The 12,856-nt window shown below is 37.6% G+C and carries 11 protein-coding genes, 8 tRNA genes and 1 pseudogene; 10 read left to right on the forward strand and 10 right to left on the reverse strand.

What is annotated here, in order from left to right; all coding sequences use genetic code 11:
- The first annotated feature begins 357 nt into the window (after positions 1-357).
- Positions 358-627 carry a hypothetical protein gene (locus tag RT723_RS00070; protein WP_315945414.1) on the forward strand — a complete coding sequence of 90 codons (270 nt, stop codon included), beginning with the start codon at positions 358-360 and terminating at the stop codon, positions 625-627.
- Positions 628-636: 9 nt separating this feature from the next.
- Here the strand turns inward: RT723_RS00070 and RT723_RS00075 are convergent, their stop codons facing one another.
- The 3 genes from RT723_RS00075 to RT723_RS00085 form a co-directional block, all read right to left on the reverse strand.
- Positions 637-972, reverse strand: coding sequence for an Mpo1-like protein (locus RT723_RS00075; protein ID WP_315945415.1), 336 nt, complete (start codon positions 970-972; stop codon positions 637-639).
- A gap of 1 nt (position 973) precedes the next feature.
- A complete protein-coding gene (locus RT723_RS00080; RefSeq protein WP_216055482.1) occupies positions 974-1,609 on the reverse strand; it encodes a GNAT family N-acetyltransferase in 636 nt (211 codons plus the stop codon).
- A 296-nt stretch (positions 1,610-1,905) separates the two neighbouring features.
- Entirely contained in the window at positions 1,906-2,514 is a 609-nt protein-coding gene (locus tag RT723_RS00085; protein WP_315945416.1) for an MlaC/ttg2D family ABC transporter substrate-binding protein, read from the reverse strand.
- Between the two features lie 234 nt (positions 2,515-2,748).
- Here RT723_RS00085 and RT723_RS00090 point away from each other — a divergent pair, with 234 nt between their 5' ends.
- Positions 2,749-3,534 (forward strand): TatD family hydrolase, encoded by a 786-nt coding sequence (locus RT723_RS00090; RefSeq protein WP_315945417.1) that lies wholly within the window; start codon positions 2,749-2,751, stop codon positions 3,532-3,534.
- Positions 3,535-3,640: 106 nt separating this feature from the next.
- Here the strand turns inward: RT723_RS00090 and RT723_RS00095 are convergent, their stop codons facing one another.
- The 6 genes from RT723_RS00095 to RT723_RS00120 all read right to left on the reverse strand — a co-directional run bounded on the left by RT723_RS00095 (position 3,641) and on the right by RT723_RS00120 (position 7,219).
- Entirely contained in the window at positions 3,641-4,417 is a 777-nt protein-coding gene (locus RT723_RS00095; protein WP_315945418.1) for an SDR family NAD(P)-dependent oxidoreductase, read from the reverse strand.
- A 30-nt stretch (positions 4,418-4,447) separates the two neighbouring features.
- The gene (locus tag RT723_RS00100; protein ID WP_315945419.1) at positions 4,448-5,605 is read right to left on the reverse strand and encodes an acyl-CoA dehydrogenase family protein; all 1,158 of its coding nucleotides are present in this window, start codon (positions 5,603-5,605) and stop codon (positions 4,448-4,450) included.
- 639 nt (positions 5,606-6,244) lie between these two features.
- A tRNA-Val gene (locus RT723_RS00105) sits at positions 6,245-6,320 on the reverse strand.
- A gap of 83 nt (positions 6,321-6,403) precedes the next feature.
- Positions 6,404-6,479, reverse strand: a tRNA-Val gene (locus RT723_RS00110).
- Positions 6,480-6,526: 47 nt separating this feature from the next.
- Positions 6,527-6,602, reverse strand: a tRNA-Val gene (locus tag RT723_RS00115).
- Positions 6,603-6,754: 152 nt separating this feature from the next.
- The gene (locus tag RT723_RS00120; RefSeq protein ID WP_315945420.1) at positions 6,755-7,219 is read right to left on the reverse strand and encodes an EVE domain-containing protein; all 465 of its coding nucleotides are present in this window, start codon (positions 7,217-7,219) and stop codon (positions 6,755-6,757) included.
- A gap of 97 nt (positions 7,220-7,316) precedes the next feature.
- On the opposite strand from RT723_RS00120, the gene gltX reads away from it, so the two are divergent.
- The 6 genes from gltX to RT723_RS00150 all read left to right on the forward strand — a co-directional run bounded on the left by gltX (position 7,317) and on the right by RT723_RS00150 (position 9,676).
- Positions 7,317-8,732 carry a glutamate--tRNA ligase gene (gltX, locus tag RT723_RS00125; protein WP_315945421.1) on the forward strand — a complete coding sequence of 472 codons (1,416 nt, stop codon included), beginning with the start codon at positions 7,317-7,319 and terminating at the stop codon, positions 8,730-8,732.
- Between the two features lie 228 nt (positions 8,733-8,960).
- A tRNA-Ala gene (locus tag RT723_RS00130) sits at positions 8,961-9,036 on the forward strand.
- A gap of 28 nt (positions 9,037-9,064) precedes the next feature.
- A tRNA-Glu gene (locus RT723_RS00135) sits at positions 9,065-9,140 on the forward strand.
- A gap of 28 nt (positions 9,141-9,168) precedes the next feature.
- Positions 9,169-9,244: transfer RNA gene (locus RT723_RS00140), tRNA-Glu, on the forward strand.
- 157 nt (positions 9,245-9,401) lie between these two features.
- Positions 9,402-9,477: transfer RNA gene (locus RT723_RS00145), tRNA-Glu, on the forward strand.
- Positions 9,478-9,600: 123 nt separating this feature from the next.
- A tRNA-Glu gene (locus RT723_RS00150) sits at positions 9,601-9,676 on the forward strand.
- 480 nt (positions 9,677-10,156) lie between these two features.
- Here the strand turns inward: RT723_RS00150 and rnhA are convergent.
- A complete protein-coding gene (gene rnhA, locus RT723_RS00155) occupies positions 10,157-10,618 on the reverse strand; it encodes a ribonuclease HI (RefSeq protein ID WP_315945422.1) in 462 nt (153 codons plus the stop codon).
- A gap of 87 nt (positions 10,619-10,705) precedes the next feature.
- On the opposite strand from rnhA, the gene dnaQ reads away from it, so the two are divergent.
- Together dnaQ and RT723_RS00165 are read left to right on the forward strand one after the other, a co-directional pair.
- Positions 10,706-11,413: a DNA polymerase III subunit epsilon gene (gene dnaQ, locus RT723_RS00160; RefSeq protein ID WP_315945423.1), complete on the forward strand. Its 708-nt coding sequence runs from the start codon at positions 10,706-10,708 to the stop codon at positions 11,411-11,413.
- A 205-nt stretch (positions 11,414-11,618) separates the two neighbouring features.
- Positions 11,619-12,806: pseudogene (locus RT723_RS00165) on the forward strand (TIGR03503 family protein); the annotation flags it as partial.
- Between the last annotated feature and the right edge of the window lie 50 nt (positions 12,807-12,856).

Genomic DNA, 12,856 nt, shown 5'->3' on the forward strand with positions numbered 1-12,856 from the left:
TCCAATTTTTTATATGTTTAAAACGAAAAAAACCCCGAAGATTGGCCTCCAGGGTTTTATTTTATTTTTGCGTGGAGGCTTCTAATTTCAAATAGCCACCAGCGAAATAAGCTGAAAACTATCTCGATGGAAAATGATGATGATGCCAGTTCATGTTAGTTTTCATAATGTTTATTTCTTTTGCTTATTTAGAGTTATTATTCAAATTATGCCGAGAACGAAATTATTGCAACCATTTTTTTAGAACTAAACTGAAATATATTAAACCAAATAGTATATTGGTCGATAAATGTACAATAATGCGAGTAAAAGTATACTATCTATAAGATAACAGTTTGATTTGTTTTACACAAAAGTTTGAGAAGAGAGATGGTTGATATTTTATACAATGTAATGGCAAGGCCAATACCTAACGAACCCGACAAAAAAGATGCCTATCATGTCGATAAGGCACCTAAAGATGCAGGGTTAAAACGTGTAGAAGATGACGATCCAAGCTCAGCCAAACAAGAAAGCAAAAATCAAAAGGGCAACGAGCAACAACAAAAGGAAGAGAAAGAAGAGCCAAAAGGAAAAGGTAAATTTAAAGACAAAGATGGCGTAGAGCATCTAGACATCTTTGTCTGATAAAAATTATTACAGAGAGACCCCTGCATCTTTTAATTTATTTGAGATCTGTCCTGTTAAAAAGTCTTTTAACATTACCCAATCCCCAATGAAGCTATAAAACGGGTAAGTGAAAGTTGCAGGTCTATTTTTCTCGATAAAAAAGTGTCCTACCCAAGCAAAGCCATAACCTATAACTGGTAATAGCCATAATAACTTATATTCACTCGTGGTTAGTGCAATATACAGCACTACAAGTACAAGAAAACTACCGATGTAATGAAGCGCTCTGCATACAGGATTACTATGTTCTCTTAAGTACATTGGATAAAATTCGTTAAACGAATTAATTTTAGTATCAGTCATATTATTTATCTCTAAACATTAATGTACCGGTAACTTCACCCACCTTGATGGTATCTAACTTTTTGTAATTATCGTCATTAAATAAAGCCTGGTTCTTTTCTTTAGTGACAAACACAGCAACACCTTCGGTGATAGGATTTTCATCCACAATTGTATCTACCGCTTTAATTAAATAATGGCCTAAACCATGTTGCTGGTGGTCTGGGTGGATCGCGATAAAGGTTAATAAATGATAATGCTCATGTGGAATAGCAGCCGCGACACGCTTTTCTTTTTCAATCATACTCTGGGTGCTTAAGTAACCCGCATTTAACATCATTTTTAAACGCCAGTGCCAAAATCGTTCAGGTTCCAATCCGGTTTGCGGTTCGATTAGACAAGCTACGCCTAATAAATGTTTGCCTGAGAATAAGCCAATCATAGGTTGTTGAGTATTCCAGAATGTGGCCAGTTCTTCTCGAATTGCTCCACGTAATCGTTGATCATAATCGGGTTTGCTATGTTGAAAGATATCTAAAAATACAGGGTCGTCATGATATGAGACAAATAATAGTGATGCAGCTAAATTAATATCTTCAGCGCTAAGCAGTACCGCTTTAATTCCATCAATTTCTGTCATGTTTTGAGTTACATCCATTAATAACCACCTTTTTTTATTGTTATTATTTTAGTAAGTTAACAAGTGCTGAGTAAATATCCAACAAATTATTTATATCTTATGTGTTTTTTGATCACCACAATAAATCGCATTGTTATTTGAGTGACTATTTTATGTGAGGTTTGGTGGTAAATAACGTCATTAAACTTAAAAGAGGTTACTAATATAAGAGGTATAGAAGGTTGATAATATTATTTATAAAAAAGCCGGCTATAACAGCCGGCAAACCAATCGTCTTTGAATCAAGTATTCAAATAGGAGGGACGAGAAGAGGGTTAGTTAACTAACATATTCGTTACGTAATCAATGCCGTTAACTCGTAAAGGTTTAGATAACTCAGAGCGTTTAGCATCTATCAAGCTAATACCTTCAACGATTAAATCATATGCTTTCCATTCACCTGTTTTACTGTTTTTGCGTAACTTGAAGATCATATTAATAGGTTGAGCGTCGTTAGAAACTAATTCAGTTTTAATGTCGATCATACTTTTATCACCCACATTTCTATCTGCTTCGTATCTAACCGTTTGGTTATTGTATTGAGATAATGCAGATGAATAGGTTTTGATAAGGTTAACAGTCATCGCTTCAACAAAACCTTCACGTTGTTCTTTGCTGGTCTTTTTTAACTGTGGGCCCAGAATTTTATATGATGCAAAAGTAACATCAATGTAAGGCATCAAGGTTGATTCTATAATGGCTTGCATTGTTTTTTCATTGATTTGGGCTTTGGCTTTAGCTTCGCCAACGGATTGAAAAACTTGTTCGCCAACACTCTTAATCATTAAATAAGGAGAGCTTGAATCTATCGATACAGCATGACTTGAAGTGGACAATAATGTCGTAGCCGTTAAGCTAAATATGAATGTTAGAGTTTTTAACATGGAGCCTCCTTCGTTAATTTAATTCTGAATTTAAGTGCGTTTTGAAAGTGTGTGGAGTATAAAACCGACCGAGCGGTCTGTAAAGTGTATTATCGATTATATCGTTAAAGAAAATAACCGATTGTGAATATGATTTATCGCTGTAACGTGTATTTTTAAAGGAAGGGCTAGGTTTATAGTTTTATTTGATGGATAATTGCATCAACAGATATTTTCCAATTGGTTATGAATACGATGCAATTAATAGACTCTCATTGTCATTTAGACAGAATAGACCTTGAAAAAGAAAAGATAAATTTTGAACAATTAATCAAAAATGCCGAGCAAGCAGACGTACAACACTTATTATGTGTTGCGATTTCAATGGATCAATTTCCTTCTATGTTTGAAAAAGCACAGGGGTATAATAACGTATCGTTCTCTTGTGGGGTTCACCCATTACATGTTGGTGAAGATAAAGAATACACACTCGAGCAATTAAAAACGTTAGCAGACCAACCTAGAGTGGTAGCTATTGGTGAAACTGGTTTGGATTATTATTATTCAAAAGACAGCATTAAAGAGCAACAAGCTTCTTTTGAACACCACATAGATGTAGCGAATCAGTTAGATAAGCCGCTCATTGTTCATACTCGAGATGCCCGCAAAGACACAATAGATATTTTAAAAAGTAATCATGCAGATAAGTGCCAAGGCGTTTTGCATTGTTTTACTGAAAACTGGGAAATGGCAAAAGCCGCATTAGATATTAATTTTTATATATCTATTTCTGGCATTGTGACGTTTAAAAATGCAGTAGAACTACAAGATGTAGTGAAAAAAATCCCACTGGATAGATTATTAATTGAAACTGACTCGCCTTATTTAGCGCCTGCGCCGCACCGTGGTAAACAAAATCAACCTGCCTATGTGAAACATGTAGCTGAGTTTATTGCTGGGTTAAAAGGTGTCTCTGTAGAGGAAGTGGCTGAAGTGACGACCAATAACTTTAAACAGTTATTTAAAACCGCTCAGGTTTAACTTTAATTGTTTGTATGAAATAGCCTACATAAATAAACAAGTAGGCTATTCCATATAAAACCTCAATACTTTACAGGCTTATAGCTCAAACCTTAAAGCCTTCAAACTATCTCGGTTGCATACGAATAGCGCCATCGAGTCTAATCGCTTCGCCATTTATATAAGCATTACTTGCAATATGTACCACAAGATCACCAAACTCTTTTGGTAAGCCCATACGTTTAGGGAATTGTATGTTTGAAACTAAACTTTCTTGAACATTATCAGGCATGCCTAACAACATTGGCGTTCCCATTATTCCAGGTGCAATCGCATTGACTCGAATCCCGGTTTTAGCGAGATCACGCGCCATAGGTAAACTTAAAGATATAATGCCACCTTTACTTGCAGCATAGGCCGCTTGACCCATTTGACCTTCATAACCAGCAACAGACGCTGTATTGATAATAACCCCACGTTCGAGTGCTTCACCCATTACTTCATTTTTAGCCATGTAAAATGCAGCAAGACGAGCAACATTAAAGGTGCCAATCAAATTAATGTTAATGGCTTGTGCAAATTTTGATAATGGCATAGGGTCGCCATCACGGTTTAATACTTTAGCTGCGGGGGCAATACCTGCACAATTCACACAAATGTGAATAGCTTGATAATGTGCTATTACCTTTTCAAAAGCTTGTTCAGTCGATGTTTCGTCGGTGACATCCACAATTTGATACATCGCATTGTTTTCACCTAATTCGGCAACCGCTTGTTTTGCCGCGTCTTCATTTAAGTCAAATATCGCAACTTTAATGCCTTGTGCTACTAATTGATCACAGGTTGCTCTTCCAAGACCTGATGCTCCACCGGTAACAACCGCAACTTTATTTTGTAAATCCATAATTTATCCTATGAGTATTCAATATTTTAATTAGGCAATTTCTTTTAATAATTCTCTAGCGATAACAATACGTTGTATCTCGCTGGTACCTTCATAAATTGAAGTGATTCTGACATCACGAGTTAACCGTTCTAGTGGGTATTCTTTAATATACCCGTAACCACCCAACATTTGTAATGCATCGTAACAGGCGATATTGGCTTTTTCTGATGCAAATAACTTAGCCATGGAAGCTTGTTTAGAAAATGCTTGGCCTTGTTCTTTCAGGCAAGCAGCATTCATTAACAATAATCTTGCCGCTTCTAAGTCGGTATAGCGGTCTGCTAATATCCATTGTAACCCTTGGAATTTAGATAATTCTTGGTCGAATTGTTTACGCTGTGAAATATAATCACGGGCATAATCCATCGCAGCCAAACCAATGCCTAAGGCTAAAGAGCCAATTCCAATTCGACCGCCAGCTAATTCGGCAACCGCAACTCTAAAGCCATCGTTTTCTTTACCCATTAACGCGGATGCTGGAATACGACAATCTTCAAAACGTACTTCATTGGTGGCTGATGCCTTTTGTCCCATTTTATGCTCAGCAGGCCCCACGATTAATCCCGGTGTACCATTCTCCACTAAGAAACAAGAAATGCCTTTGCCTTTTTTCGCCGTTGCATCAGTCACTGCCCAGACAACAAATACACCTGCATATTCAGCACTGGTGATAAACATTTTGGAACCATTTAAGATGTATTCGTCACCGTCTTTGATTGCGCTTGTTTTCATGCCAGCAGGGTCGCTTCCGGCTTCTACTTCGGTCAAACAAAAGCCTGCTGCTGGGTATTCACCTGAGCATATTTTGGTGATGTATTTTTGTTTTTGTTCTTCATTACCAACAGCCTGTACTACTTCTGCAACCATGTTTGTTACTGATGTAGTAACCGCAGTCGAAGCACAACCTTTGGCAATTTCAGTGATGGCTAAACTAAATGCAACACTACCAGCTTCAGTGCCACCATACTCGCCATTTATACTTAACCCCATAAACCCTAACTCAGCCAGCTGTTTAAGGTTGTTTAATAAGATATCTTGTCCATCACCTTGATCTAATTTGGCTGCGTTAGGCAGTAATTCATTCTGTGCAAATTGACGAGCCGTGTCTTGGATCATCTGCTGTTCTTCAGTAAGAGCCGTATTCATATATTTTCCTAACGATATTAGAAAGACAAAAAAGAGGCGTAATGTGCATTAAATCACTGGTAAATAAAAGGATAGGGGATTAAATAACGAGTTGCATTATGTATGGATATTTTTACTAATTGTAAATCGTCGTTAGTGCAAAGTACTATTGAATCGGTTGGTTTAGAACACTAATCACAACGCATGAATGTAAAGAATATCATTTACTAATTAGAGTGTAATTGAAATTAGTGGTTGGTTTAAAATAGATGGGCGCTGCTCTTGGATTAGCGGGCTCGAACCATTTCGAATAATGTTTTTTAGAATTTAGAAAGTATTGACTAGTTTGAAAGTGGTGGGGCATGCTGTGTTAGCGTGCTCGAACCAGTAATTCTTGAAGTAATAATATAGTTAGGATGTATTAAGTGAAAGTGGTGGGCGCTGCTTTTGTATTAGCGGCACGAACCATTTCGAATCGTATAAAAATATAATTTTATAATGGGTTAGTTGTATTTTACTTTTTAGAGGTATCGCTTAGTTTGAAAGTGGTGGGCGCTGCTCTTGTATTAGCGGCTCGAACCATTTCGAATCGTATAAAAATATAATTTTAGAATGGGTTAATTGTATTTTACTTTTTAGAGGTATCGCTTAGTTTGAAAGTGGTGGGCGGTACTGGGCTCGAACCAGTGACCCTCGCCTTGTAAGGGCGATGCTCTCCCAGCTGAGCTAACCGCCCACTTTCAGGAGTTCTTTTTAGTTATTTGGGTTAGTGTCTCTTGGGTAGAGGACTAATAGCCAAAACAACTATTTTATTTAGATTGGTGGGCGGTACTGGGCTCGAACCAGTGACCCTCGCCTTGTAAGGGCGATGCTCTCCCAGCTGAGCTAACCGCCCAACCTAAATACTGATGAAGCTGATACAAATTATTCGGGAAAATAATTTGGTGGGCGGTACTGGGCTCGAACCAGTGACCCTCGCCTTGTAAGGGCGATGCTCTCCCAGCTGAGCTAACCGCCCAACTTCATCGATACATAACAACTAACTGCGCTGCTTCTGTGGGGGCGTATTATAGGGAGACCTTAATTAGAGTCAACTATAATTTAAAACTTTTTTACTGTTCGGTTAAATCTTAGACAAAGCGTTTGATATTTATAAAATATGTTTGAAATTTAGACGAGCTTTGCCATTTTCATAATGATATTCCACTCCGCCTCAGTGACAGGTTGAATAGAAAGTCGGCCTCTTTTGACTAAAACCATCTCCTCTAATGCTTTTGTGGCTTTAATTAATGCTAAAGGTACAAACTTAATAAACTCTTGCTGATATTGAATATCCAAACTGACCCAACGTGGCGATTCAGGTTTTGATTTAGGGTCGTAATATTTTGATTCAGGATTAAATTGTAATGGGTCAGGGTAAGGGCTAGATACCACTTTAGCCGTTCCTGCCACTCCAATGTTTTTACAACTAGAGTGATAAAATAATACCTGATCGCCCACTTTTATTTCATCTCTTAATAAGTTTCGAGCCTGATAGTTTCGGATGCCATCCCAACGTACTGTGCTGTTTTTATCATTTTTTAAATCAAGCAAGCTGTAATCGTCAGGCTCAGATTTGAATAACCAGTAGTTCATATTCACCTCATTTATAGAATTTCCTACTGTTTATAGTAGGAAGTTTTCTATAGAATACGCGCAAATTTATATCATTTCATTTTTGTTGGAACATTCTATGTCTGTTGTCACTCGTTTTGCTCCTAGCCCAACTGGTTATTTACATGTTGGTGGTGCTCGTACTGCTTTATATTCTTGGTTATATGCTAAACGCAATAACGGTAAATTTATTTTACGAATAGAAGATACCGATTTGGAACGCTCAACTCCTGAAGCGGTTCAAGCTATTTTAGATGGTATGCAATGGTTAGGAATGGAAGGGGATGGCGAGATCTTTTACCAAACTAAACGTTTTGACTTGTATAAAGAGTATGTACAAACGTTAGTTAACCAAGATAAAGCATATAAATGTTATTGCACTAAAGAACGTTTGGATGCTTTACGTGCAGAACAAGAAAGTAATGGCCAGCGTACAGAGTATGATGGTAAATGTAGCCATGGTGCAGAAGCTCCATCAGCAGATGCACCTTATGTTGTTCGCTTTAGAAATCCAAAAGATGGCTCAGTTAAATGGACTGATGCAATTCGTGGTGAAATGGAAATTTCAAACTCTGAAATGGATGACATGATCATTCTACGAACTGATGGTAGTCCAACCTATAATTTCTGTGTTGTTATTGATGATTGGCAAATGGGTATGAGCCATGTCGTTCGTGGTGAAGATCATTTAATTAATACTGCTAAGCAAATTAATATTTTTGAAGCGTTTGGTGCAACCGTCCCAACTTATGCACATTGTTCTATGATTTTAGGCGATGATGGTAAGAAATTATCAAAACGTCATGGCGCAGTAGGGGTGATGCAATACCGCGATGATGGTTATTTACCTCAAGCGTTAATTAATTATTTAGTTCGCTTAGGCTGGTCTCATGGCGACCAAGAAATATTTACACAAGATGAATTGTTTAATTTGTTTGATATTAAAGATATCAACAAATCAGCATCTGCATTTAATACTGAAAAATTAAATTGGATGAACCAAGAATACATGAAAAACTTGCCAGCTTCTGAAGTAGCAAGTCACCTTGTTTGGCACTTTACTAATCAAGGTGTTGATACAACTAATGGTCCTAAATTAGAGTCTATCGTTGAAATTCAAGCTGAAAGGGTTAAAACCCTAAAAGAAATGGCAGAGATCAGTACCTATTTCTACCAAGACTTTGCACAGTTTGATGAAAAAGCAGCGAAGAAACATTTACGTCCCGTAGCGAAAGATGCGTTAGTATTAGCTCAGCAGAAACTAGAAGCGATTGTTGATTGGACTGCTGATAATATACAAAGTGCAATTAACGCTACCGCAGAGGAACTGGAGGTTGGCATGGGTAAAGTTGGGATGCCACTTAGAGTTGCGGTAACGGGAGGCGGTAACTCACCATCACTTGATGTCACTTTGGTTTTGTTAGATAAAAGTAAAGTGATTAGTCGAATTAGTGATGCATTAGCTTATATAGCGGCACGTGAAGCGGCTCAATAGGAACAAGTTAAATTAATAAATAAAAGCCAGCCTAAAAGCTGGCTTTTGCTATTTAAAGGCATAAATTCACGTATTTAGAATTAATTTTAACCTGTTTGTAAAAAAATAGGCAGTCAGTCCAATAAAATACATTTTTATTAAAATAAGGGTTGACGCATTCATAGTGAATGCATAGAATGCGCCCCGCGTTTGAGGCAATATATTGTTTCAAATGCATATCAAAACAGCGGGGCTATAGCTCAGCTGGGAGAGCGCAACACTGGCAGTGTTGAGGTCAGCGGTTCGATCCCGCTTAGCTCCACCAACGTTTTGATATTTAATAAGTCCATAGTGCTCCCATCGTCTAGAGGCCTAGGACACCGCCCTTTCACGGCGGTAACAGGGGTTCGAATCCCCTTGGGAGTACCATTTCTTATAAAAGTTTTAATTGTCCTGTGCTCCCATCGTCTAGAGGCCTAGGACACCGCCCTTTCACGGCGGTAACAGGGGTTCGAATCCCCTTGGGAGTACCACTTTTAAGAAAAGATGCTTTCGAATCCTTGGGTTCGCAAATACAAATCTGGCCTTGGGAGTACCACTTTTAAGTTAAGAAAATTGCTAACCTTAGGGTCGCTAATTTAATTTTGATGTTAAAAGTGTAATTATTAAAACTAATTTGAAGTACCTAGTGCTCCCATCGTCTAGAGGCCTAGGACACCGCCCTTTCACGGCGGTAACAGGGGTTCGAATCCCCTTGGGAGTACCACTTCAAGTTTCAGATGCTTTCGTACCTACGGGTTACTAATATTAATCTGAACTTGAGAATACAGCTTCAAATGGCCAAGTTCAGTTACTTGCCTTACATAAGTAGGGGAGGTGACAACAAGACGCTCCCATCGTCTAGAGGCCTAGGACACCGCCCTTTCACGGCGGTAACAGGGGTTCGAATCCCCTTGGGAGTACCACATTTAAGTTCAGATATATCGAACCCTAGGGTCCATTCTTATAATCTGGCCTTGGAAGTAACATTAAAGAAACCAGCTTATGCTGGTTTTTTTTCGTTTAAATTTTATGATGTTTTTTTTCTCGGCGGTAACAGGGGGTCACTCTTTCAAACATTGGCCTTGGGAGTACCACATTAAAGAAACCAGCTTATGCTGGTTTTTTTCGTTTAAATTTTATGATGTGTTTTTTCACGGCGGTAACAGGGGTTCACTCTTTCAAACATTGGCCTTGGGAGTACCACATTAAAGAAACCAGCTAATAGCTGTTTTTTTTCGTCTAGAGTTTAGGTTTAAGCTATTAGGTGATTAGTTTTCACGGCGGTAACACGGGTTCACTCTTTCAAACATTGTCTTTGGGAGTACCATATTTAAATTTAGCTTTTTCACCTATATGTCATAAAAAAACCAGCAATTAGCTGGCTCTTCAATTTAACAATAAGATTAACCTTTAAAACCAACGTCATCGATTAATTTACTAGATTCGGCCGCATCTCTGGCTAAATCATCAACAAGTTCATTTTCTGGGTGTCCTGAGTGACCTTTGACCCAATGCCATGAGATCGTATGGCCTTTTACTTGTTCATCAAGCGCTTTCCATAAATCTACATTTTTAACGGGTTGTTTGGCGGCCGTTTTCCAGCCATTTTTTTTCCAATTAATAATCCACTTAGTAATGCCATCTTTAACGTAATTACTGTCTGTTGTGATATCTAATGTACAAGGTTGCTTTAACGCTTCTAAACCTTTAATTACAGCAAGTAACTCCATTCGATTGTTGGTGGTTTTTTTATAGCCTTGGCTGAGTTCTTTTTTACTGCCGTTATAAATTAGCAGGGCACCGTATCCGCCTGGACCTGGGTTGCCTAAACAAGAGCCATCTGTGAAAAGTTGAACTGATTTCATAAGGAAGATTTTCCAAATAGATGATATTCATAAGAAATAGGGGTTATACTCCATAATGAAGTTAAAGAACAATAAAATGAAAAGAAAATGGCAAAACGACAAATAATTTTAGATACAGAAACAACAGGTATTGACCCAAGACAAGGGCACAGAATCATTGAGATCGGTTGTGTAGAAATGATAAACCGTCGTTTAACAGGTAATAACTTTCATGTTTATATTAATCCTAGACGGGCGATAGAAGATGAAGCCATTGGTGTCCATGGTATTACCAATGAATTCCTAAAAGATAAACCATTGTTTAAAGATGTAGCGGATGAGTTTTTTGACTATATCAAAGGCGGAGAGTTAGTGATCCATAATGCACCATTTGATATTGGGCATATGGATAACGAGTTCGGTACTTTGTGGCAAGACTGGACTGGAACTGAAGATTTTTGTCCAGTGGTCGATACATTAGTAATGGCAAGAGAAAAACATCCGGGCCAAAAAAATAGCTTAGATGCATTATGCCGCCGATATGAAATTGACAATACTCACCGCATGTTACATGGAGCACTATTAGACTCGGAAATATTAGCTGATGTTTACCTTCAAATGACAGGTGGACAAGTGGCGATGGATTTGGCTCATCAATTATTAAACGCAAATAATGCGGATAATACCCAGACAATAGTGAAACAAAGAAATTTAAATGTGGTTTACGCAACTGAAAGTGAAATCTTAGATCACGATGCAAGATTAACTTTAATAGAAGAAAATGGTGGAACAAGTTTGTGGCGAAACATTCAATAATTTATGCCTGGTTAATTTTAACGCTTATAGCGGCATTACCTAGTTTCGCTAATAATATCGATCCAGTTAATCCAACCAAAACATTAAATGTACCAAAGCTCGAGTTCCTAAAGAACTATGAGGGCCAAAATGAAATAAAAATATTAAATAACCGCTTTCGTGTGGATTACCACGTTAAAGAGGTTATGTTACTTTTTTTAGAAAACACGGCTCTAAACCTATTGTATTAATCCAACCTGATGGTTCAAAGATATACCCTAAAGATGCCAATGCTAAAACCATAGAATGGCACGCTGATATCAGTTATGACTTAATCAAACTTCAAGACCCAATGCCAGGACCGTGGCAAGCGGTTGGAAGAATCTTAGCGGACAGTAAAATTCTAGTTTTATCAGACATTGAACTTCAAGCTGACTTATTTCCTTCACTCATGTTTCAGCACGAAATCATCAAAGCCGAAGCAAGAGTCATTAATGCCAATGAAATGATAAAAGCAAAAAGTTTTAATGAAGTGATCACCCTTAAAGCAAGTTTATACCCTAGTAAGGACCCTGAAAAAGAAAACTTTGGTTCAGACATATATCAGTTTGGGGAGTTTTTAGATAATGGTAAAGGTCTCGATGAAAGGCCTCGTGATGGTGTATTTACAATAGAATATAAAATTGACACTGGTTATGGTGAGTGGATACCTAATTATCGAGTTAACGCGCAGTTATTTACGCGTGAGTTAGAACAAGAGCCTGTAATAATATTGCCTTCACCAGTGTCCTTTACTGCTATACCAGCTGAAATTAATGAGGAAAGTGGTGAAGTAGGGCGTTATCACTATGTCACCTTTAATGTCGATGATACATATGTGGACAACTTAAGTTTGTTATTTCAAGGGACTATTAAATTTCCGAACGGCGATAAACAAACATTTAGTATTGATGGGTTACAAGAACGTCGTTTAGAAATATTTAATGGTGAGTTTGGTACGTTTAAAGTTGAAATGGATGTGTTTGGGACGACAAAAGATGGCCGTGAAATATATTTAGATTTACCTGAATTTCAATTTGTGACGGTTGAACCTGAAATTGAATATATTGAATTGCCTGAAATGACCGAGATGGATACGGTAGTAAAAAAAGTTGCACCGCCTGAGCCAGATTTTCCATTACCTTTAATTATATTAATGAATGTGTTGATTTTGGCATTTGGTTTCTTAGTGATCTGGTTATTTGTATTAAAAAGAAATATTAAAAATCCATTTGCTGGCTTAATAAAGAAAAAAGAAAAAACGCCAGTTGAGCCAGAAACTGTCGAAAAACCAAAGAAAGAGAAGCCTGAGAAAAAATCGCCAATAGTGGATGAATCTGATGATATTTTAGACTTAAGTCTGCCAGAAGATTAGAAATTGACCACTTGAACAGATATCTGAAAAAAAGGGTTGACGGTATGGAC

Origin of the sequence: Psychrosphaera aquimarina, assembly GCF_032461525.1 — a bacterium.
In the GTDB taxonomy this organism is placed as follows: domain Bacteria; phylum Pseudomonadota; class Gammaproteobacteria; order Enterobacterales; family Alteromonadaceae; genus Psychrosphaera; species Psychrosphaera aquimarina.

What these genes read in the sequence shown, in the direction of transcription:
- RT723_RS00075 (WP_315945415.1), bottom strand. Translation starts at nt 972, where the DNA reads ATGACTGATACTAAAATTAATTCGTTTAACGAATTTTATCCAATGTAC.
- RT723_RS00080 (WP_216055482.1), bottom strand. Translation starts at nt 1,609, where the DNA reads ATGGATGTAACTCAAAACATGACAGAAATTGATGGAATTAAAGCGGTA.
- RT723_RS00085 (WP_315945416.1), bottom strand. Translation starts at nt 2,514, where the DNA reads ATGTTAAAAACTCTAACATTCATATTTAGCTTAACGGCTACGACATTA.
- RT723_RS00090 (WP_315945417.1), top strand. Translation starts at nt 2,749, where the DNA reads ATGCAATTAATAGACTCTCATTGTCATTTAGACAGAATAGACCTTGAA.
- RT723_RS00095 (WP_315945418.1), bottom strand. Translation starts at nt 4,417, where the DNA reads ATGGATTTACAAAATAAAGTTGCGGTTGTTACCGGTGGAGCATCAGGT.
- RT723_RS00100 (WP_315945419.1), bottom strand. Translation starts at nt 5,605, where the DNA reads ATGAATACGGCTCTTACTGAAGAACAGCAGATGATCCAAGACACGGCT.
- RT723_RS00120 (WP_315945420.1), bottom strand. Translation starts at nt 7,219, where the DNA reads ATGAACTACTGGTTATTCAAATCTGAGCCTGACGATTACAGCTTGCTT.
- gltX (WP_315945421.1), top strand. Translation starts at nt 7,317, where the DNA reads ATGTCTGTTGTCACTCGTTTTGCTCCTAGCCCAACTGGTTATTTACAT.
- rnhA (WP_315945422.1), bottom strand. Translation starts at nt 10,618, where the DNA reads ATGAAATCAGTTCAACTTTTCACAGATGGCTCTTGTTTAGGCAACCCA.
- dnaQ (WP_315945423.1), top strand. Translation starts at nt 10,706, where the DNA reads ATGGCAAAACGACAAATAATTTTAGATACAGAAACAACAGGTATTGAC.